The 18,119-nt window shown below is 68.5% G+C and carries 19 protein-coding genes; 13 read left to right on the forward strand and 6 right to left on the reverse strand.

Going from position 1 to position 18,119, the window contains the following annotated elements; genetic code table 11:
• Complete coding sequence (locus ACWGCN_RS25190; protein ID WP_452459612.1) at nucleotides 1-1,791, forward strand: penicillin-binding transpeptidase domain-containing protein; 1,791 nt, start codon at nucleotides 1-3, stop codon at nucleotides 1,789-1,791.
• A gap of 52 nt (nucleotides 1,792-1,843) precedes the next feature.
• Here the strand turns inward: ACWGCN_RS25190 and ACWGCN_RS25195 are convergent, their stop codons facing one another.
• On the reverse strand, nucleotides 1,844-2,047 hold the full coding sequence (locus ACWGCN_RS25195; protein WP_378992222.1) for a hypothetical protein: 204 nt from the start codon (nucleotides 2,045-2,047) through the stop codon (nucleotides 1,844-1,846).
• Between the two features lie 266 nt (nucleotides 2,048-2,313).
• The gene (locus tag ACWGCN_RS25200; RefSeq protein ID WP_378992223.1) at nucleotides 2,314-2,811 is read right to left on the reverse strand and encodes a peroxynitrite isomerase; all 498 of its coding nucleotides are present in this window, start codon (nucleotides 2,809-2,811) and stop codon (nucleotides 2,314-2,316) included.
• A gap of 115 nt (nucleotides 2,812-2,926) precedes the next feature.
• Here ACWGCN_RS25200 and ACWGCN_RS25205 point away from each other — a divergent pair, with 115 nt between their 5' ends.
• The 5 genes from ACWGCN_RS25205 (at nucleotide 2,927) to ACWGCN_RS25225 (ending at nucleotide 7,756) form a co-directional block, all read left to right on the forward strand.
• Nucleotides 2,927-4,273: a TIGR03118 family protein gene (locus tag ACWGCN_RS25205; RefSeq protein WP_379315382.1), complete on the forward strand. Its 1,347-nt coding sequence runs from the start codon at nucleotides 2,927-2,929 to the stop codon at nucleotides 4,271-4,273.
• Between the two features lie 257 nt (nucleotides 4,274-4,530).
• Complete coding sequence (locus ACWGCN_RS25210; protein ID WP_452459613.1) at nucleotides 4,531-4,974, forward strand: hypothetical protein; 444 nt, start codon at nucleotides 4,531-4,533, stop codon at nucleotides 4,972-4,974.
• A 201-nt stretch (nucleotides 4,975-5,175) separates the two neighbouring features.
• Entirely contained in the window at nucleotides 5,176-6,084 is a 909-nt protein-coding gene (locus ACWGCN_RS25215) for a thioesterase domain-containing protein (protein ID WP_452459614.1), read from the forward strand.
• The gene (locus ACWGCN_RS25220; protein WP_452459615.1) at nucleotides 6,078-6,950 is read left to right on the forward strand and encodes an ABC transporter permease; all 873 of its coding nucleotides are present in this window, start codon (nucleotides 6,078-6,080) and stop codon (nucleotides 6,948-6,950) included. The genes ACWGCN_RS25215 and ACWGCN_RS25220 overlap by 7 nt, the downstream gene beginning before the upstream one ends.
• Nucleotides 6,947-7,756, forward strand: a complete 810-nt coding sequence (locus tag ACWGCN_RS25225) for an ABC transporter permease (RefSeq protein ID WP_452459616.1) — start codon at nucleotides 6,947-6,949, stop codon at nucleotides 7,754-7,756. The genes ACWGCN_RS25220 and ACWGCN_RS25225 overlap by 4 nt, the downstream gene beginning before the upstream one ends.
• Here ACWGCN_RS25225 and ACWGCN_RS25230 read toward each other — a convergent pair.
• Nucleotides 7,750-8,628, reverse strand: a complete 879-nt coding sequence (locus ACWGCN_RS25230; RefSeq protein ID WP_378655165.1) for a helix-turn-helix domain-containing protein — start codon at nucleotides 8,626-8,628, stop codon at nucleotides 7,750-7,752. The genes ACWGCN_RS25225 and ACWGCN_RS25230 overlap by 7 nt on opposite strands.
• Nucleotides 8,629-9,026: 398 nt before the next feature.
• Between ACWGCN_RS25230 and ACWGCN_RS25235 the strand changes: the two genes are divergently transcribed.
• Nucleotides 9,027-9,386 carry a DUF4254 domain-containing protein gene (locus ACWGCN_RS25235; protein ID WP_101468584.1) on the forward strand — a complete coding sequence of 120 codons (360 nt, stop codon included), beginning with the start codon at nucleotides 9,027-9,029 and terminating at the stop codon, nucleotides 9,384-9,386.
• A 4-nt stretch (nucleotides 9,387-9,390) separates the two neighbouring features.
• On the opposite strand, the gene ACWGCN_RS25240 is transcribed toward ACWGCN_RS25235, so the two are convergent.
• A complete protein-coding gene (locus ACWGCN_RS25240; RefSeq protein ID WP_378626415.1) occupies nucleotides 9,391-10,113 on the reverse strand; it encodes a GntR family transcriptional regulator in 723 nt (240 codons plus the stop codon).
• Nucleotides 10,114-10,210: 97 nt separating this feature from the next.
• Between ACWGCN_RS25240 and ACWGCN_RS25245 the strand changes: the two genes are divergently transcribed.
• From ACWGCN_RS25245 to ACWGCN_RS25270, 6 genes are all read left to right on the forward strand, one after another.
• Nucleotides 10,211-11,338 (forward strand): TIGR03364 family FAD-dependent oxidoreductase, encoded by a 1,128-nt coding sequence (locus ACWGCN_RS25245; protein WP_452460093.1) that lies wholly within the window; start codon nucleotides 10,211-10,213, stop codon nucleotides 11,336-11,338.
• Between the two features lie 9 nt (nucleotides 11,339-11,347).
• Nucleotides 11,348-12,034, forward strand: coding sequence for a phosphonatase-like hydrolase (locus ACWGCN_RS25250; protein ID WP_452460092.1), 687 nt, complete (start codon nucleotides 11,348-11,350; stop codon nucleotides 12,032-12,034).
• Nucleotides 12,035-12,166: 132 nt separating this feature from the next.
• Nucleotides 12,167-13,213, forward strand: a complete 1,047-nt coding sequence (locus tag ACWGCN_RS25255) for a 2-aminoethylphosphonate ABC transporter substrate-binding protein (protein ID WP_378992234.1) — start codon at nucleotides 12,167-12,169, stop codon at nucleotides 13,211-13,213.
• A gap of 28 nt (nucleotides 13,214-13,241) precedes the next feature.
• Nucleotides 13,242-14,444 carry an ABC transporter ATP-binding protein gene (locus ACWGCN_RS25260; protein ID WP_449968477.1) on the forward strand — a complete coding sequence of 401 codons (1,203 nt, stop codon included), beginning with the start codon at nucleotides 13,242-13,244 and terminating at the stop codon, nucleotides 14,442-14,444.
• 40 nt (nucleotides 14,445-14,484) lie between these two features.
• The gene (locus ACWGCN_RS25265; RefSeq protein WP_387442218.1) at nucleotides 14,485-15,381 is read left to right on the forward strand and encodes a 2-aminoethylphosphonate ABC transporter permease subunit; all 897 of its coding nucleotides are present in this window, start codon (nucleotides 14,485-14,487) and stop codon (nucleotides 15,379-15,381) included.
• Nucleotides 15,378-16,181, forward strand: coding sequence for an ABC transporter permease (locus ACWGCN_RS25270; protein WP_452460091.1), 804 nt, complete (start codon nucleotides 15,378-15,380; stop codon nucleotides 16,179-16,181). The genes ACWGCN_RS25265 and ACWGCN_RS25270 overlap by 4 nt, the downstream gene beginning before the upstream one ends.
• 6 nt (nucleotides 16,182-16,187) lie before the next feature.
• Here the strand turns inward: ACWGCN_RS25270 and ACWGCN_RS25275 are convergent, their stop codons facing one another.
• Both ACWGCN_RS25275 and ACWGCN_RS25280 read right to left on the reverse strand, forming a co-directional pair.
• On the reverse strand, nucleotides 16,188-16,952 hold the full coding sequence (locus ACWGCN_RS25275) for a glucose 1-dehydrogenase (RefSeq protein WP_452460090.1): 765 nt from the start codon (nucleotides 16,950-16,952) through the stop codon (nucleotides 16,188-16,190).
• 134 nt (nucleotides 16,953-17,086) lie between these two features.
• On the reverse strand, nucleotides 17,087-17,947 hold the full coding sequence (locus ACWGCN_RS25280) for a helix-turn-helix transcriptional regulator (RefSeq protein ID WP_452460089.1): 861 nt from the start codon (nucleotides 17,945-17,947) through the stop codon (nucleotides 17,087-17,089).
• Between the last annotated feature and the right edge of the window lie 172 nt (nucleotides 17,948-18,119).

The raw sequence follows: 18,119 nt of genomic DNA on the forward strand, positions 1-18,119 counted from the left end.
ATGAGGACACGGATGCTCACCACGTGCGCGGTGGCCGCCCTCGCTGTCGCGGCGACGGCCTGTTCTTCCGGTGCCCAGGGGCCGGTGCCCGCCGCCGACGCCTTCGCCGAGGCGTTCGCCGAACACGATCTCCCCGCGGCCGCGGCGCTCACCACCGCACCCGAGAAGGCCGCGGCGGCACTGACTTCGACGTGGCAGGCGTTGCAGGCGGAGAAGCTGTCGATCCGCACCGGCGACGCGCGCGTCAACGGTGACACCGCGACGGTCGACTACACCTACGAGTGGACCCTGCCGAAGGGTCGTCAGTGGACCTATTCCGGCGAATTGCAGATGGGCCGCAGTGACGGGCGCTGGCTGGTCCGCTGGAGCTCCGCCGACATCCACCCCAAACTGGGTGACACCCAGAGCATGGAGTTGCGCACCCGACCCGCGCCGCGCGCCAGGGTGAACGAGGCCGCGGGCAGCGATGTGCTGGTCCCCGGCAAGATCTCGCGGGTGAAGTTCACCGTGGCCGACGCCCCCGACCCCAGCCGCGTCGCCGGTGCGCTCGCCGCGGCGCTGAGCCGTATCGACCCTGTCGCCTACACCCCGCAGTCCATCCTCACCGCGGCGCGCAAGACCGACGGCGCGCACACCGTGATCCTGCTCAACGAGTACGAGGCCGAGACCATCGGCGGCGAACTGATCGGCCTGCCCGGCGTGACCCTGACCCAGGAATGGGACATGGTGCCCACCGACCGCAAATTCGCGCCCGACCTGCTCACCCAGGTCCGCAAGACGGTGATCGCCGAGGTCGACGGCAAGGCGGGCTGGAGCGTGGTCACCCGCAATGCCGACGGCGCCGACCTCGACGTGCTGCACGAGGAAGTGGCCGAACCCGCGCCGTCGTTCGCGCTGAGCATCGATCGGTTCGTGCAGAATTCCGCCCAGCACGCGGTCGACCTGCGCACCGAGCAGGCGATGATGGTGGTGCTGCGCCCGTCGACCGGTGCGATCCTCGCGGTGGCCCAGAACAAGTTCGCCGACCGCGACGGGCCGGTGGCCACCAGCGGTCAGTACCCGCCGGGCTCGATCTTCAAGACGGTGACGGCGTCGGCGGCGATGGCCTCCGGGCTGGCCACGCCCGACACCGTGCTGGCCTGTCCGAGCAGCACCATCATCGGCGAGCGCACCATCCCCAACTACAACATGTTCACCGTCGGTGAAGTGCCGATGGCCACCGCCTACGAACGCTCGTGCAACACCACCTTCGCCAGGCTGGCCAGCAAGCTAGAACCCGACGCGCTCACCGAGGCAGCGGCGCGTCTCGGCGTGGGCCAGGACTACAAGGTCGAAGGTCTACCGACCGTGTCCGGGTCCGTGCCGAAGGCCGAGGGGCTCGTCCAGCGCGCCGAAGACGGCATCGGCCAGGGCCGAGTGGTGGTGAGCCCGTTCGGCATGGCCGTGATGGCCGCGACGGTCGCCCATGGTGCCGCGCCGGTGCCGTATCTGATCGCGGGCAGGCCCACCGAGATCACCGGCGATCGGCCCGCGATCGCGCCGGAGGTGGTCGAGGGGCTGCGTTCGATGATGCGCATGGTGGTCACGGGTGGCACGGCCGAACGCATCAGGGATCAAGGTGAGGTCTACGGCAAGACCGGCGAGGCCGAGGTCGACGGTGGGTCGCACTCGTGGTTCATCGGCTATCGCGGGGATATCGCCTTCGCGACACTGCTGGTGAAGGGTGGCAGTTCCGACAACGCGGTGGCTGTCACCCGGGATATGTTCGCCGCACTACCCGCCGGCTACTGATCGCGCCGCCGAACGGGCCTGCGGGCCGTACGGAATTCGTGATGGTGTCGGGTCAGTCGGCGTTCTCGGTCGCCAGCAGACCCCGCACCACCGCGAGCGATGTGCTGTCGGTGTGGGATGTCGCTGTGTCGTGCAGCACGTTGTAGCTGACAACGGGCTCGGGTGCGGCGGTGGCCGCGCTGTCGAGGACGTCGATGGCGGCCGCGCCGCCGAGGATCATCCCCGCCGTGGTCAAGATCAAAGTAGAACGCCTCATGGTTCGTCTCCCTCATTCAGGGTTTCGACGTGTTCGCGGGGCAGGTCGTTCGATTGTCTGAGGATTAGCTGATGCACCACCGTAGAACGGCGGTTACTTCGGCAACAGGCGACGGCAGTAAGCGACACACAATTGTTGCCCTATGTGCGGGCGTGTTCGAACACAACTGCTACCGGGCCGTGATGAAAAGATGAATTATCGGTTTCGATCCGGCAAATGCGCTGATCAAAGGTCATGCTCGGGTAACTTGCCGAATTGCGCGTGACTCAGCCGCGTTGCAGAGTTGCCGCTAGGTGATGCTGCAAAGATTCGCCGACCGCCGCCATTCGTAGCGTGTACTCGATGGTGTCGCCGGTGACATGGAATGAGCGTCCGACGGCGGTAACCGGCTTTGCTGATTCGCTCAGACCGATATTCGTGGAGTTCAATTCCAGACGAATTCCGTCCACCGTTTCGGTGATCGTGCCCTCGCAGATCTCGGTGATTCCGGTCGGATGGGCGAGTATCAATTCGACCCGGCCCGGCGCCGGACTGCGCAGGTAGCCGGTCTCCGCGTGCAGCGGCCTGCCGTCGGAGCCGGCCTTGGTGCGCTGCTTGTAGGTGAGGAACGGTCGGCCCAGGTGCCCGAAGGTGATCTCCTCGACGTAGTCGAAGGATTCGATGGTCGGGTATTCGCCGCTGCCCCGACCGCGCCAGGTGCCGAGTAGTGGTGCCAGGGCGGCGATGTCGGGATGCGGGGCGATGTTGGGGGAAGGTTCGACCACGGCCGACAGCGTAGCCCTGTGCTTCCTGCGACGGTCACGGCACACCGCCGCATCAGCCACGATAAGGTCAGCCTCGCCTGAACGCCGTCCGGCGGAAGGTCGAAAGGACAAGAACGTGAACGGACATGTGAGGGGCGCCCGCGGGGTGCGGTCCGGGCTGGTGCGCGGTGCGGTACTCGGCGCGGCAGTGTTGCTCGCCGTGGCGTGCTCGAACACCGAGCCCTCGAGCGACGATGTGGCCGCGCTGGACGGCAACCGCTACGGCCAGACCAACCTGGCCGCCGACAAGGACTCCTATCACGCCCAGTTCACGCTGCCCGGCATGGTCAACGCCTGGGGACTGGCCGATCGGCCGAAGGGCGCGGGTGGGCATTTCTGGGTCGGCGCGGGCGGCAAGTCGTTCCAGTTCCTCGGCGACGTGCAGTCGTCCTCGGATCCCAAGCTGCAGAAGCTGACCCAGGACCAGCTCAAGCTCGTCGGCGTCCCCGGCGCCGATGCCGATACCTCCGACAAGAGCATCGGCAAGGTCACCGGCGTCGTGTTCAACCCGGCGCCGATCACCTCGGATCTGTTCGCGGTGCGCGACCAGTGGGTCGATGTGGACGGTGTGCCGATCCCGCTCGGCGGTTCCTCGCGCTTCATCTTCGCCACCGACTCGGGCAAGATCTCGGCCTGGACCGAACAGGCCCCCGACGGCGCGATCGTGCGCCGCGACGGCGGCGCGAACCAGGTGTTCGACGGTTCCGCTGCGGGCATGGCCTTCTTCGGAATCGCGCTGGCGCCCTCGGGTGACAAGCTGCTGGCCGCCGATTTCGGTGCCGACCCGCAGGTTCGCACCTTCGACAAGTTCTGGCAGCCGGTCGCGACCACCGGTTTCGCCAACCCGTTCGCCACCGGTGAGGTGATCGACGCGTCCTCGCCCGAGAAGGGCAAGAAGGCCAAGCCAGGCGATCCCGCGCCGTTCAACATCACCACCCTGGGCAGCCGGGTGTTCGTGTCCTACGCCGTGACGCAGCCCGACGAGAACGACCCGAAAGCCTTCGACAAGGCCGAGGAAGCCTCGCTCGACGCCGACCAGGACAAGGACTCCCACGGCAAGCCCGACAAGGGCAAGGTCGCCGAGTTCGACGGGGCGGGCAAGCTGGTGCGCATCATCGACGACGGCGGCAGGCTCAACGCGCCGTGGGGTGTGGCGATCGCGCCGTCGAACTTCGGCGCGCTGTCGGGCAAACTGCTGATCGGCAACTTCGGTGGCCTCGGCCGGGTCCTCGCCTACGACGACACCACCGGCACCTTCGTCGACTATCTGCGCGACGGTGAGGCGAAGCCGGTCGAGATCGCGGGCCTGTGGGCGTTGATGTTCGGCAACGGCGAAAGCCTGGGCGACGCGAACGCCCTCTACTTCACGGCAGGTCCCGAAGACGAGAAAGACGGCCTCTTCGGCAGTCTGCGCGTGCAGTAAGCAGGCCTGGGGGCGCGGCGGACAAGGGGCGGCGAAGCGGACAATTTGGATGTCCGGTGCCGATTCGCTTCCGCCGACGGGCCGTTGTAGGGGACAGTGGTGGCGGAATGGTTGCCGGGTGGATGCGATCGGTGTCCACCCGGCGTGTTCCGTCCGCACGCGATGGCACCCCCGCCGGGGTGCCGTGCCCGAGCCGGAGGTGTGCCAGATGAAGATTTCGCACGTTGACGTCGTCGGTTCGGCGGGGGAGCGGTGAAATGCGGCACGCGGCACGAGAGGCGATGCTGCCCGGCCGGGACGTGCTCCTCGCGGCGTTCCGTGGTTTGCCACACGATGACCACCCCATCCTCGATGCCGCCGGGGAGCTGGCACTGCTGCACCAGTTGCGCGAGCGCTCCCCGCTGAGCGAGTCCGAGCGCATCGACCGGCGCCGGGCCCAGCTGATGCGCGCGATCGACCGCTGGGTGATCCTCGCCGCCCCCGTTCCGCACGCCGCGGCGGACGAACACTGCGAAACCCTCGGCGGCCTGGTCGATCGCCTGGCCAAGCACTGTTCCCAGGCGTTCGTCGGCCTGGCCGGCGCCCCCGAGTCGGTCTTCTACGACGCATGGGTCCGCCTCGACGACCTCGCCGACAGCTATGAGCGCTTGATCGACGATCTGTGGTCCGGCGCACGCAGCCTGCCCGCGAACACCTATTGACACCAAGGGTGGATTCACCGCCACCTGGGTGGGCGAGACCGGGCCCCGGGGAGGGTTGGGGTCGGGGCCGTCCCGCGCGACAGTGGAACTCACACCATCTGTGGTCGGGTCGGCGAAGGAGTTCGGATGCGCGGTCGGTCTGTGGCGGAAGCCCCCGAAAGTATTGGGCTGCTGGGGGTTTCGTGCGACGTATCATGTGTTGTGAGCACCGTTGACGATCCGGCCGACCTGCCGTCCGCCTGCGAGTGGACGGCAGGTCGGCCCGATTCCTGTTCGACGGAGCCGCCCGTCGGCGAGCGTGCCGATTCCGCGGCGACGGCGATGGTGCTGCCGATCCGCCCGCACAGCGCCTATGTCGACGGCACACCGCTGTTCTGCCTGGCCGGGGAAGCGGTCCTGGCCTGGAACTATGTGGGCCTGGTCGCCCACCTCGATCCTCGCGTCCCGATCTACGGTCTGCAGGCGAGCGCCGAACCGCGCACGATCCGCGACTACGCCACCCGCTGTCTCGCCGAGATCCGCCGCATCGCCCCGCACGGCCCGTACCAGCTACTCGGTTGGTCCGCAGGGGGTTTCGTCGCCCACGAAGTCGCGGTTCGGCTCCGTGCGGCAGGCGAGCGAGTCCGTGTCGTCGTTCTCGCCACCGACCCCGAGGCGCCCGCCCCGGCGCCGCTGCCGACCGACCGTATCGCCTCGCTGCTCGGTGTCGACAGCCCGGCCTTCGACGCAGCTGTGGAAGGTTCGACAACCCCGACCTCCGACGACACCGCCGCGGCGATCAATGCCGCCACGGCGGGAACGATCGACGTCACCGGCGACGATCTCGACCGACTGGCCGACCTGAGCGCCACAGCCGCACGCATGGTGGCCGGACACCGGCCCTCGTGGCTCCTCGGCGACCTCACCGTGTGCATCCCGGGCCGGGAGCCCGGCGGCACCGATCGCCTCGACCCCGGTGCCACAGTTCGCCGGTGGCGCCCCTACGTCGAGGGCGCGGTCACCGGCTTCGTCCTCGACGCCACCCCGCGCGAACTCACCGCACCCGACGTCCTCCCCGAAATCGCCCGCATCCTCGCGACCACCCCGCCCTCCGCGCGCACGACATGCTGATCGGGTTCCCCGGCACCACCGCGCGCATCGACCACGATGGGGGCGTGCCGACCGCCGACGTGCTCACGCCCGACCGCGCGCCGACGGTGGCGTTCACCCAGTGGTGGGTGCTCGCGCGACGGCTGATCCGCCCGGCATGGCGCACCGGTGAGATCCTCACCGCCCTGCTCGCCCCCGCGGTGTTCACCCTCGGCTTCTACGTCCCGCTCAACCTCGTGATGACCGTCTACGGGCACGGCCTGAGCAGCTACGCCCAGTTCCTGATGCCGATGATCGTCATGCAGGCCGTGGCGTTCTGCGCCATCTCGGCCGCGTTCCGTGCCGCCACCGATGCCCGTGACGGCCTCGATGTCCGGTTCGCGACCCTGCCGATGCCACGCTGGGTCCCGTTCGCGGCCAGGATCACCGCGGCCGCCCACCGCGCGGTGATCGCGGTCGGCGCCGCGCTCGTCTGCGGCGCCGTCATCGGGTTCCGGTTCTACGGAAGCTGGTGGCACACAGTCGGCTTCCTCGCGTTCTCGCTGCTGATCGCGACGGCCCTGAGCTGCGGCGCCGATCTGCTCGGCAGCGTGTCCGCCAGTCCCGAGGCCACCACCCAGATCCTCGTCCTGCCCCAGCTGATCTTCGGCATGGTGTCCACCGGCTTCGCGCCCGCGAGCCAATTTCCCGGCTGGATCCAGGGTTTCGCCCGCAATCAGCCCGTCTCCCAGTTCGTCGACGGCCTGCGCGCGCTGGCGGGCGATTCCACCGGCGACGCGGGCACCGTCGACCTCGCGACGCTGGGCCCCGGTCTGGCCTGGGCGCTCGGCATCCTGGTGGTCTGCGGCGGTCTGTCCTGGCGCCATGCCGCCCGGCGGGCCGCATGACGACCCTTCCCCTGCCCGCCCTCGCGCGGCACAGCGAGTCGCTGCGAATGCTGCTACCGCAGACCGTGATCCAGACCCGGCGCCTGCTGACTCGCTGGGGTCGAGACCCGTTGACCGTGATGCAGGCCCTGCTCTTCCCCGCGTTGTTGCTGGTGATGCTCAATGCCGTACTGGGCAAACAGGTGTCGTCGTTCGCGGGCGCCGACGCCCTCTACGGGTCGGTCCCGATGGTCGCACTGGTCGGGGTGATGTCGGGTTCCCTGGCCGGAGCGGTCACCCTGGGCCGCGAGCGCGACGAGGGACTGCTCTCCCGATTCTGGGTACTGCCGGTCCATCGCGCCTCGGGTCTGCTGTCGCGCGTCCTGGCCGAAGGCGTCCGGATCCTGGTGTGCACCGTGGTGATCTTCGCGGTCGGCATCGCGCTCGGATTCCGCTTCACCCAGGGCCTGCCCGCCGCGATCGCCCTGTTCGCCATCCCGGTGCTGTACGGACTCGGCTTCGCGACGATGGTCACCGCACTGGCGGTGTACACGGCTAGATCCGCACTGGTGGAGGTTGTTTCGCTGGGCTCGTCGTTGCTGATGTTCTTCAGCACCGGATTCGTCCCGCTCGCCGCCTATCCCGGTTGGGCGCGCCCGATCGTGGAGCACAACCCGCTCACGCACGCCATCGACACCATGCGCGGCCTCTCGCTCGGCGGGCCGGTGCGTGGCCCGCTGCTGGCCACCCTGGCGTGGTCGCTCGGCGCGATCGCGATCTTCGCCCTACCGGCCGCGATCGGTTTCCGCCGGGCCAGCCGCTACTGAGCGGACGCGGACCGGGTGATCGCGTCCCGTGCCTCGGTGATCAGCTTGGCCGAATCGCGGGGACTCAACGCCATCGCCCGCAGCTGGTCGAAGATCACGCCGAATCGCCGGATCTCCGAGTGCCCCTCGACCAGATCGTGCACGGACATACTCTCCACGTACACCAGTTCGGGGTCGACGGGATTGCGGAAGTCGAGCAGCGTGAACGAGCCCGCCATGCCGGGGTGCGCGCCCGCGTCGAACGGAAGTACCTGCAGGATCACGTTCTTGCGCTTGGTCTCGTCGAGCAGCCGGTCGAGCTGGCCTGCCATCGTCGCGGGTCCACCGACCACCCTGCGGATCGCCGCCTCGTCCATCACCACCCACAATTCCAGCGGGTCGTCCTTGGTCAGGTTGATGGCGCGATCCATGCGCGCCTGCGCCCGGCTCTCCATCACCGAGGCATCCAGGCGTGGCATCGAGGTGTCGATCACGGCCGCGGCGTACTCGAAGGTCTGCAGCAGGCCGGGCACCGTCGAGGTCTGGTATTGCCTGGCCGACAACGCTTCCGCCTCGAAGTTGATGTAATTCGCATACACCTCCGACACCGCGCCTTCGTAAGGTCGCGACATGCCGGGTTTCAACGCGTCGGTCAGCAGACTGAGCGCTTCCTCGCGCATTTTGTCGTCGACCTGATACAGGTCGAGCATGGCGCCGAGAGTGCGACGTTGTGGGCGCGCCTGCGCCATTTCGATCCGGTAGAGCGTGGTGACGTTGATTCCGGTTCGCGCGCTGACGTCTTCCTTGCTCAGCTGGGCGCTTTCGCGCAACTCGCGCAACATGGCCGCGAGCCTGCGGAGCCGGACGGTCAGGGTCGTACGCTTGCCTGCCATGAAACGCATTATTGCGCTGCAAGGCCGCTATGTCACGCGTTCGGCGAAGACAGCGGCATAGGGCCTGCCATGGTGTTCGGCGAGTCCGCGAGGCGCGCCGGAAGACCGTGCGGCGCTGCGCATGTGACTCCCAGTTCTGTCAGGGCGGCTTTACTGCAGGAGTGATAACGCAATCTTGCGTTTCGCCTTCTGAGCGAGCATGATCCAGTTAGCCTGGTTGCGAACAATCCAAACAGATGACCGGGATAACCGAATCGAGAGCCAATCATGTTGGTAGACAAATCTTGGGTGTCGGGTGAATTCGGGGCCGTGCGATGAGCGCGCCGGTGATGGGCATACTGCCCACCGCTCCGCAATTGTTGTGCGCATTTCAGGGGCGGCGATTTCAAGATCGCGAATTGTTGCGGTCAGCGCACGCACTCGCTGAACTGCACGAACGGCGGGGGCAGGTGCGTGATACGGCATTGATCGCCGAGATCGATTGCCGTCGAAGTGAACTCGTCGACGATATCAACGACTGGTGTGTCCAGGAGATCCCGTTGCATCGCAACGGCGCCTCGCTGCACACCGAAAGTCTCGGTGCGGTCGTCGACCGGATGGCGCGTAGCTGGGTGGATGCCAATCAGGCGATCGACATCGACGGCGCGCGAAGCGACAACACCCACAAGCACTGGTACCACCTTGCCGAGCTTGTGGATGGTTACACAGATCTGGTCACCGATGTGGCCGGCGGGCGGCGACGGCTGCCCGAGCAGTGAGGGGCTACGCCGGCTCCGGTGACAGTCTCGCCTCGAAGGCGATGCGGTCGCCACGGTAGAGCGAGCGCACCCGTTCGATGGGTGCGCCGTCGGCGTCGACACTGCGCCGGTGCAGCAGCAACATCGGTAGTGCGGTGGTGCATTCGAGTAGACCCGCCTCTCGCGGGGCGGCGAGTACGGTTTCGATGCGTTCGCGCGCACCGGCGAGTTCGACGCCGGTGGCGCGGATCGCGGCGTACAGCGAAGTGGTGGGGTCATAGCTGCCGCGCAGGGCGGCGAAGCGGTGCAGCGGCAGGTAGGTGCTCTCCAGTCCGACACGTTCACCGTCGGCGAGCAGTACCCGCTCCAGGTGCATCACCTCGGTGCCCGGCTCCACCTCGAGGTCGGTGGCCGTCGCCGCGTCCGCGGCGACGTCTTCCCAAGCCACCAGGATGCGGCCGGGGGTGCGGCCGAGGCTGATCGCGCCCTCGGTATAGGAGCGCAGCGACAGTGGCTGCGTGAGTTTGGGGCGGGAGATCACCGTGCCGCGGCCCTGACGGCGAATCCTGCCTTCCACCAGCAGTTCTCGCAGGGCCTGTCGCACGGTCTCGCGGGCGACGCCGAAGCGGGTGGCGAGGTCGCGTTCGGAGGGCACCGGGTCGCCCTCGGTGAGATCGGCCAGCAGCAGATCGATTTCGGTGCGAACCAGGAACACCTTCGGAACTCGGGTCGTCTGCGGCGAATCCATGCTGTCCACCCTACCCGGATTGGTCTATACCAAAAATTAACTTGCCGTTCTCGCGGCCCACACCTATCGGTCTAGACCATTTGCCACTATCGGTGGCATGCGATTGGTCATCATCGGTGGAGGGATCCTCGGCACCGCCCACGCCTGGGCGGCGATAGCCCGTGGACACGAGGTCGTGCACCTCGAACGCGAGCGCGAAGCCCGCGGCGCGACGGTCCGCAACTTCGGCCTGGTCTGGGTCTCGGGCCGGTCGGCGAACGAGCTGGAGCTGACGCTGCGTTCGCGCGAGCTGTGGGAGGAGATCGGCGGCCGGGTGGCCGGCGTCGGCTTCCGGCCCGCCGGTTCGATCACGCTGGTGCGTACCCCCGCCGAACTCGCTGTCGCCGAGGCCGCGGCTGCCGGCGACTCCGCCGATGCCCGTGGTTTCACCCTGCTCGACCCCGACCAGGTGCGCGCGATCAACCCGGCGGTGCGCGGCAAATACCTTGCGGGCCTGCACTGCTCGACCGATGCCGCCGTGGAGTCGCGGCAAGCGCTGCCCGCGCTGCGCGCCCACATGGCTGCCTCCGATCGCTACACCTTTCATGAGGGCACCGAGGCCCGCGCGGTCCTCGACACCGGTTCCGGCGCGGTGGTCGTCGACGATCACGGTCGCCGCCACGAGGCCGACCTGGTCGTCCACTGCCCCGGCGCCGCTCACTCGGGGCTCACTCGTGAGCTGGCGGGCGAACTGCCGGTGCGCCGCGTGCGGCTGCAGATGATGCAGACCGCCCCGCTGGGCGAACCGCTCACCACCGCGATCGCCGACGGCGACAGCTTCCGCTACTACCCGGGTTTCGCTGGCCCGCAGCTGGATTCGCTGGCCGCCGAGCAATCGCAGACCGCGACCGCCGCCGAGCACAAGATGCAGCTGTTGTGCGTGCAGCGCCTGCACGGTGGCCTGACCATCGGCGACACCCACGAATATGTCGAGCCGTTCGCCTTCGACGTCGACGAAGCACCCTATGACCACCTCACCGAGGTGACCGAGGAATTGCTCGGCCGCGAGCTGCCGCCGATCGTGCGGCGCTGGGCGGGCGTCTACAGCCAGAGCGTCGACCCCGGAGCCGTCGTCACCCGGGTGCGCGCCGATACCAACGTCTGGGTCGTCACCGGCCCCGGCGGTCGCGGTATGACGCTCGGCCCCGCCATCGGCGAACAGACCGCCGACCAGATCGGACTGTGAGGAACACCTGTGTCGAACAACAAGATTCAGCTCGCCGCCCTCGACATGGCAGGCACCACCGTCGCCGACGGCGGGCTGGTGTTGCGCGCCTTCGACAGTGCCGCCACCACCGCCGGGATCGAGCCCGGGGGCCCGCGCCGGGAACAGGCCCGCCGCTACGTGGTCGACACCATGGGCCAGTCCAAGATCGAGGTGTTCCGCGCGCTGCTCGACGGCGACGAGGCCGCCGCCCACCATGCCAACCGCGCCTTCGAAACCGCCTACGAAGCACTGGTCGACGAGGCCGATATCGCGCCGATTCCCGGTGCGGTGGACGCGATCACCGCACTGCGTGCGGCCGGTGTCCGGGTCGCGCTGACCACCGGATTCAGCCGGAGCACGCAGGACAAACTCCTCGCCGCGCTGGGCTGGGCAGACCTGGTCGACCTCACCCTCGCACCGTCCGACGCCGGACGCGGCCGCCCCTACCCCGACATGGTGCTGGCCGCCGCGCTGCGCCTGGGCGTCGACGCCGTCGACCGGATCGCCGTGCTCGGTGACACCACCAGCGATATCGCCACCGGCCTGGCCGCAGGCGCGGGCATCGTCGCGGGCACCCTCACCGGCGCGCACACCGCCGAGCAGCTGCGCGCCGCCGGCGCCACCCATGTCGTGGCGTCGGTCGCCGAGTTCCCGGCGCTGGTGCTCGCGCATTGAGAGCTGGTGCTCGCGCACTGAGAGCCGCTGCTCGCTCACGAACCTGCCGTCGCGGTATTCGCCGCGGCGTCGCCCTCCGATCCACCCGCCCCTGCGATTCCCCCGACATCTGAAACGAAAGTTGCTGTCATCGTGCGTACTTCCCTCACCGCGCGCCGCCTGTCCAAGGTCGCGCTGCTGCTGGCCGGCGTCACCGCCGTCGCGTTCACCGGCGCCTGCGGTGGCACCGGTACCGAATCCGCGGACGGCAAGACCGTCACCGTGTACTCCGCCGACGGTGTCGGCGGCTGGTACAAGTCCCAGTTCGACGCGTTCACCAAGGAGACCGGCATCGCGGTCAACCTGGTGGAGGCGGGCTCCGGCGAGGTCGTGAACCGGGTCGACAAGGAACAGTCCAACCCGCAGGCCGACGTCGTCGTTACGCTGCCCCCGTTCATCCAGAAGGCCAAGCAGTCGGGTCTGCTGCAGCCCAGCGGCATCGACACCGCCGCTGTACCCGCCGCGGCCAAGGACGCCGAGGGCAGCTATGTGACCCTGGCCAACAACTTCCTGTGCTTCATCGCCAACCCCGCGGTCGACGCCTCGGCGCTCACCTGGGAAGACCTGCTGAAGCCGGAGTACAAGGGCAAGCTGCAGTACTCCACTCCCGGCCAGGCCGGTGACGGCACCGCGGTACTGGTGCTGCTGCAGCAGCTGCGTGGCAAGCAGGCCGCCCTCGACTACCTGGCCGCGTTGCAGGCCAACAACGTCGGCCCGTCGTCCTCGACCGGCAAACTGCAGGCCAAGGTCGACAAGGGTGAGCTGCTCATCGCCAACGGCGACGTGCAGATGAACCTGACCACGGTGAAGGAGAAGGGCTCCAAGTTCACCGTCTTCTTCCCGGCCGCCGCAGGCAAGCGTTCCACCGTGGCCGTCCCGTACATGATGGGTCTGGCCAAGGGCGCGCCGCACAAGGACGACGCCACCAAGCTGATGAGCTTCCTGATGGCCCCGGCCGCGCAGGCGAAACTGGGCCCCGAGGCGTTCGCCGTGTCGCCCCGCACCGATGTGCCTGCCCCGGCCGACGGTGGTCCGGCCGCCGCCATGACGGGTGTCGAGGTGGTCCCGGTCGACTGGAACAAGGTGCTCACCGAGCTGGACGCCGACGTCGCGGCGTACCAGAAGGCAACCGGCAGCTGACTGCGGCTGTGACACAAGGGAGTTGACGATGTCCGACGGTGACCTCCAGATGAGATCCGCCATGTCCGTGGCGGCCACCACCGAACCCGCGATCGTGTTCGACCGGGTCGGGGTCAGCTACGGCCGCGGCCGCAAGGCCGCGGTCGCGCTGGCCGATTTCACCCTGCGCGTCGCCGTCGGTGAGACTGTCGCGCTCCTCGGCCCGAGTGGTTCGGGCAAGTCGACCGCGCTCAAGGCGCTGGCCGGTTTCGTCCGGCCCACCTCGGGCGCGGTCCGGCTGGCGGGCCGCGACGTCACCGATCTTTCGCCCGCCAAGCGGGGGATCGGTGTCGTCGTGCAGTCCTACGCGTTGTTCCCGCACATGAGCGTGCACAGCAATGTGGCGTTCGGCCTGAAATCGCATCGGGTGCCGCGGGCGGAGATCGCCGCACGGGTCGCCGAGGCGCTCGACATGGTCGGCATGGGCGGCTACGCGCAGCGGCTCCCCCGTGAGTTGTCCGGTGGCCAGCAGCAGCGGGTGGCGATCGCCCGTGCGCTGGCCATCAAGCCCAGCGTCCTGCTGCTGGACGAGCCGCTGGCCGCGCTCGACGCGCAATTGCGCCATTCGATGCTCGGCGAGTTGCAGGCGTTGCGCAAAGCGCTGCCCGACACCGCGATGCTGTACGTGACCCATGACCAGGCCGAGGCGCTGGCGCTGGCGGATCGGATCGCGGTGATGCGCGATGCCCGCCTCGTCGACATCGACACGGCCGAAAACCTGTGGCAGCGCCCGCCCACCGACTTCACCGCGGGGTTCCTCGGCGGCGCGAACCTGGTGCCCTGCACCGTCAACCACGTCACCGGCACCGCGGCCCTGGTCACCGCGGGCACCAACACCCTGCGCGCCCAGGCGCCGCAACCCGGTGTGGGACCGGCGGAGTGGGCGCCCGACGACGACGCGCTGCTGTGTATCCGCCCGCACACGATCACCGTCGGCAAACCCGGCGAGCGGGACGCCTTGCGCGCCACTGTGTCGACCTCGGTATGGCGTGGTGCCACGACCAGGGTCGAGCTGTCGGTCGACGGGCTACCCGGCACGCTCGCGGCCGACGTATCGGGGCATTTCACGACCGAGGCCGGTGCCGTTGTCGGGGTGAAGCTTCCGGACCCGGCGGGTGTGCTCATCCCTCGTGCGATCGGCGAGACAGCCACTACGGCAGGCAGTTCCGTGCCCGCAGCGGATCAGTCATGAAAGCGCTCGTAGCCGAACGGGGCATCAGCGAGGCGCTGTCGTGAGCGCTGTCGTTCTCGATCGGCCCGACGCGTCGCCGCCGTCGAAAGATCCCACACCTCGCCGGTCGTGGTTGCCGATCCTCTGGACCTTGCCGCCCGTGCTCGTGGTGCTCGGGATCGCGGGGTATCCGATTCTGCGGGTGCTCACCGAGTCCACCCAGACGCCGACCGGGCGCGGCACCGAGGTGTGGACGTCGGTACTCGGCTCCGAAGCGTTCCGGGAAGCGTTGTGGCGCACCGTTTCCATCGCCGTGTGTGCCACGGCGGGGTGTCTGGTGCTCGGCACGTTCCTGGCGATCGTGCTGGCCTTCGTGCCGTTTCCCGGATCAGGTCTGGTCGGCAGGCTCATCGACACGATCCTGACGTTGCCCTCGTTCCTGATCACCCTCGCCTTCACCTTCCTCTACGGGACGGCGGGTGCGGTGAACGCCCTGATCGCCGAATTGACCGGCGCCACCACACCGGTCATCGACTTTCTGACGACCCCGCTCGGTGTGATCCTGGCCGAGATCACCTACTTCACCCCGTTCGTGGTGCGCCCGGTGCTGGCCGCGTTCGCGCAGCTGCCCCGGGAACAGCTCGATGTGGCAGCGAGTCTCGGCGCTTCGCCGTGGCGGGTGCTGCGGCAGGTGGTGCTGCCCGAGGCGTGGCCCGCGCTCGCGGCGGGCGGGTCGCTGGTGCTGCTGCTCACGCTCAACGAATTCGGCATCGTGTTGTTCACCGGCGCCAAGGGCGTCATCACGCTGCCCGCGCTGATCTACACCCGGGGCATCGTCACCTTCGACCTGCCCGGTGCGGCGGTGCTGGCCTCGGTGCAGGTGCTGCTCTCGCTGGGCCTCTACCTCGTCTACCGGTTCGTGTTCGCCCGGTTCATCGCCCGCCCGAAGGAGCAATGATCGTGCTCGTCTGGACTCCTCGCGGAAAAGCGCTGGTACTCGGCGTGTTCGGGCTGGTGGTCGCGGTGGTCTTCGTCGCCCCGATCGCCACCGTGATCGCCGCCGCCCTGGCAGGCAGCTGGACCGGCCCACTGCCGTCGGACCTCGGCTTCACCAATATCGGTAACGCGCTCAGCGGTGAGCAGGCGGCGAGCCTCTCGGTGAGCCTGCAAACCGCCCTGCTCGCCGGCGCGATCTCCCTCGTCCTCGGCACCTGGGCCGCTCTGGCCTCGCGAGCGGCGCCCACCTGGTTGCGCCGTCTCACCGACGCCGTTTTCCACCTCCCGGTCGCCGTCCCGTCGGTAGCGGTCGGTCTCGGCGTCCTCATCGCCTTCAACGAACGCCCGGTGCTCCTGGGCGGGACCAAATGGATCGTCATCGTCGCCCATGCGGTCCTGGTTCTGGCCTACGCCTTCAGCGCCGTCTCCGCCGCTCTCGATCGGCTCGACCCCGCCTACCGGCAGGCCGCGCAATCCCTTGGCGCGAGCCCTGTTCGCGTCCTCTGCCAGATCACCCTGCCGCTGCTGTTGCCCGCTCTGGGCGCGGCAGCGGGCCTGGCGGTCGCCCTGTCCATGGGCGAGCTCGGCGCGACCATCATGGTTTACCCCGCCACCTGGAAGACGTTGCCCGTCAGCATCTTCGCGCAGACCGACCGCGGCGAAGTCTTCGACGCCGCGGCCGGAACCACGGTCCTGGTCGTGGTCACACTGGTGGTGCTGGTGGTGCTCGGCCGCATACGCGGACGCGCCGCGCTGCGCTGAGCCGGCCTACACCAGCGCCGATGCGCCGATTGCGGTGAGGCCACCGTCCACGCGCAGGTCGTGGCCGTTGACGAAGGCGGCGTCGGCCGAGGCGAGGAAGGCGACGGCGGCGGCGACGTCTTCTGCGGTGCCGACGCGACCCGCGGGGGACAGGGCCGCGACCCCCTGCCGAGCGGATTCGGAGAGCTCCGCGCGGAAGGCCGGGGTGTCGATGTAGCCGGGGCTGACCGCGTTCACCCGGATTCGCCGTGGCGCCAATTCCGCGGCGAGAGCGCGGGTCAGGTTGTGGACGGCCGCTTTGCTCGCGGAGTAGAGGGCAGAGCCCGAGACCCCGAGGTGCAGGCCGAAGGAGGCATTGATGACGATCGAGGCGTGGTCGGGGAGCAGCGGCAGAACCTTCTGAATGGTGAAGAAGGCGCCCTTGAGGTTGCTGCCGATCACCTGATCGAAGAGCTCGCCGGTGACCTGCTCGATCGTCTGGAACGAGCCGATGCCCGCGTTGGCGAACAGGAGATCGAGGTGTCCGAAGCGGTCGGCCACCGCCGCGGCGAGATCGTCGAGATCGTCGAGATCGGTGGCATCACCGGCGATTCCGTGCGCCTGCCCACCGAGCTCGGCGACCGACGCGTCGAGGCGCTTCTTGTCGCGTCCGGTCACCACGACCCGAGCCCCCTCCGCGATCAGACGATGCGCGGTAGCCAACCCCATCCCACTACTACCGCCCGTGATCAGCGCGGTCTTGCCATCGAATCGAGAACCGTTGTGCGTCATGAACTCAGCCTGGCGGGTGGCAGCCCGAGCAGGCAGTGCGCAGTTATCAGGGGTGTGCCACCACCAGGATCGACGGTACTGCGGGACGGTCGGCACTGTCGCGCCGATCCGGGTTCCGCACCCGCACCGGATCGCTACGCGGATTCGGAGAGGCGCAGTCGGGGGAGGGCAGCCAGGCGGTCGGCGGTGTCGGTGTCCGGTTTCGGGTTGTAGAGCACCAGTGACCAGTGGGGATGGTCGGCGACGGTGAGCGTGGTGGCGTCGAAGTAGAGATCCCCGGCCTCCGGGTGGTGCAGGGCGTTCACGGCTTGCACAGGCGCACCGACATCGTGTCGCTCCCAGAGCTCGGCGAACTCCGGCTCGGCAGCAGCGAGTTCGCTTGCTACGCGCTGGAATTCGTCGTCGTGCGGGACGAGGGCCGCGTCCGCGCGATAGGCGGCGACCACACCCGGTGCGGCATCGGACCACAGGTCGGGCAGCTCGCGATAACGAGGACTGGTGAAGAACGTGACCAGGCAATTGTGCGGCTCGCCATCGTCACACCCGAACACCCGCCCCGCGAGCACGTTGAACGCCACGATGTTCCAGTACCGATCCCGCACTACCGCGGGTCCACGCACCCACCCATCGATGAGCGCCCGAATCTCCGCGGTCACCTCCACCGCAGACCCCCGCGCCACCGGCGGATTGAGCCCGGCCAGCACATACAGATGCGTCCGCTCGGCCGCACTCAACCGCAACACCCCCGCCACCGCGTCGAGCACCTCCCCCGACACCCTGATGTCACGCCCCTGCTCCAACCAGGTGTACCAAGACACCCCGACCCCCGACAGCTGCGCCACCTCTTCGCGGCGCAGACCGGGCGTGCGCCGACGCGATCCCGGCAGTAGGCCCACATCACCCGGGGTGATCTTGGCGCGACGCGATGTCAGGAACGCACTGAGTTGGGCTCGGCGCTGGGTGCGCACCGAGCGCGTGTCGACCACTTCGCTCATCCCCCCATCGTCGTCGATAGCGATCCCGGTATCCAGGTGGTACCGGTACCCGGATTCGTGCGAAGTCTACGTTTGCCGCCGATGATCCAGCGGTTCCACGAGCAGTCCGGGTGACGCGCTGACGCAACAGGCAGGTGCAATGTGGTCGTGTCATTCGTGGGCGACTATTGCG

It is taken from the genome of Nocardia sp. NPDC055050, from assembly GCF_053608345.1.

What these genes read in the sequence shown, in the direction of transcription:
- ACWGCN_RS25195 (WP_378992222.1), bottom strand. Translation starts at nt 2,047, where the DNA reads ATGAGGCGTTCTACTTTGATCTTGACCACGGCGGGGATGATCCTCGGC.
- ACWGCN_RS25240 (WP_378626415.1), bottom strand. Translation starts at nt 10,113, where the DNA reads ATGGATTCGCCGCAGACGACCCGAGTTCCGAAGGTGTTCCTGGTTCGC.
- ACWGCN_RS25210 (WP_452459613.1), top strand. Translation starts at nt 4,531, where the DNA reads ATGCGGCACGCGGCACGAGAGGCGATGCTGCCCGGCCGGGACGTGCTC.
- ACWGCN_RS25245 (WP_452460093.1), top strand. Translation starts at nt 10,211, where the DNA reads ATGCGATTGGTCATCATCGGTGGAGGGATCCTCGGCACCGCCCACGCC.
- ACWGCN_RS25225 (WP_452459616.1), top strand. Translation starts at nt 6,947, where the DNA reads ATGACGACCCTTCCCCTGCCCGCCCTCGCGCGGCACAGCGAGTCGCTG.
- ACWGCN_RS25260 (WP_449968477.1), top strand. Translation starts at nt 13,242, where the DNA reads ATGTCCGACGGTGACCTCCAGATGAGATCCGCCATGTCCGTGGCGGCC.
- ACWGCN_RS25280 (WP_452460089.1), bottom strand. Translation starts at nt 17,947, where the DNA reads ATGAGCGAAGTGGTCGACACGCGCTCGGTGCGCACCCAGCGCCGAGCC.
- ACWGCN_RS25190 (WP_452459612.1), top strand. Translation starts at nt 1, where the DNA reads ATGAGGACACGGATGCTCACCACGTGCGCGGTGGCCGCCCTCGCTGTC.
- ACWGCN_RS25270 (WP_452460091.1), top strand. Translation starts at nt 15,378, where the DNA reads ATGATCGTGCTCGTCTGGACTCCTCGCGGAAAAGCGCTGGTACTCGGC.
- ACWGCN_RS25230 (WP_378655165.1), bottom strand. Translation starts at nt 8,628, where the DNA reads ATGGCAGGCAAGCGTACGACCCTGACCGTCCGGCTCCGCAGGCTCGCG.
- ACWGCN_RS25275 (WP_452460090.1), bottom strand. Translation starts at nt 16,952, where the DNA reads ATGACGCACAACGGTTCTCGATTCGATGGCAAGACCGCGCTGATCACG.
- ACWGCN_RS25220 (WP_452459615.1), top strand. Translation starts at nt 6,078, where the DNA reads ATGCTGATCGGGTTCCCCGGCACCACCGCGCGCATCGACCACGATGGG.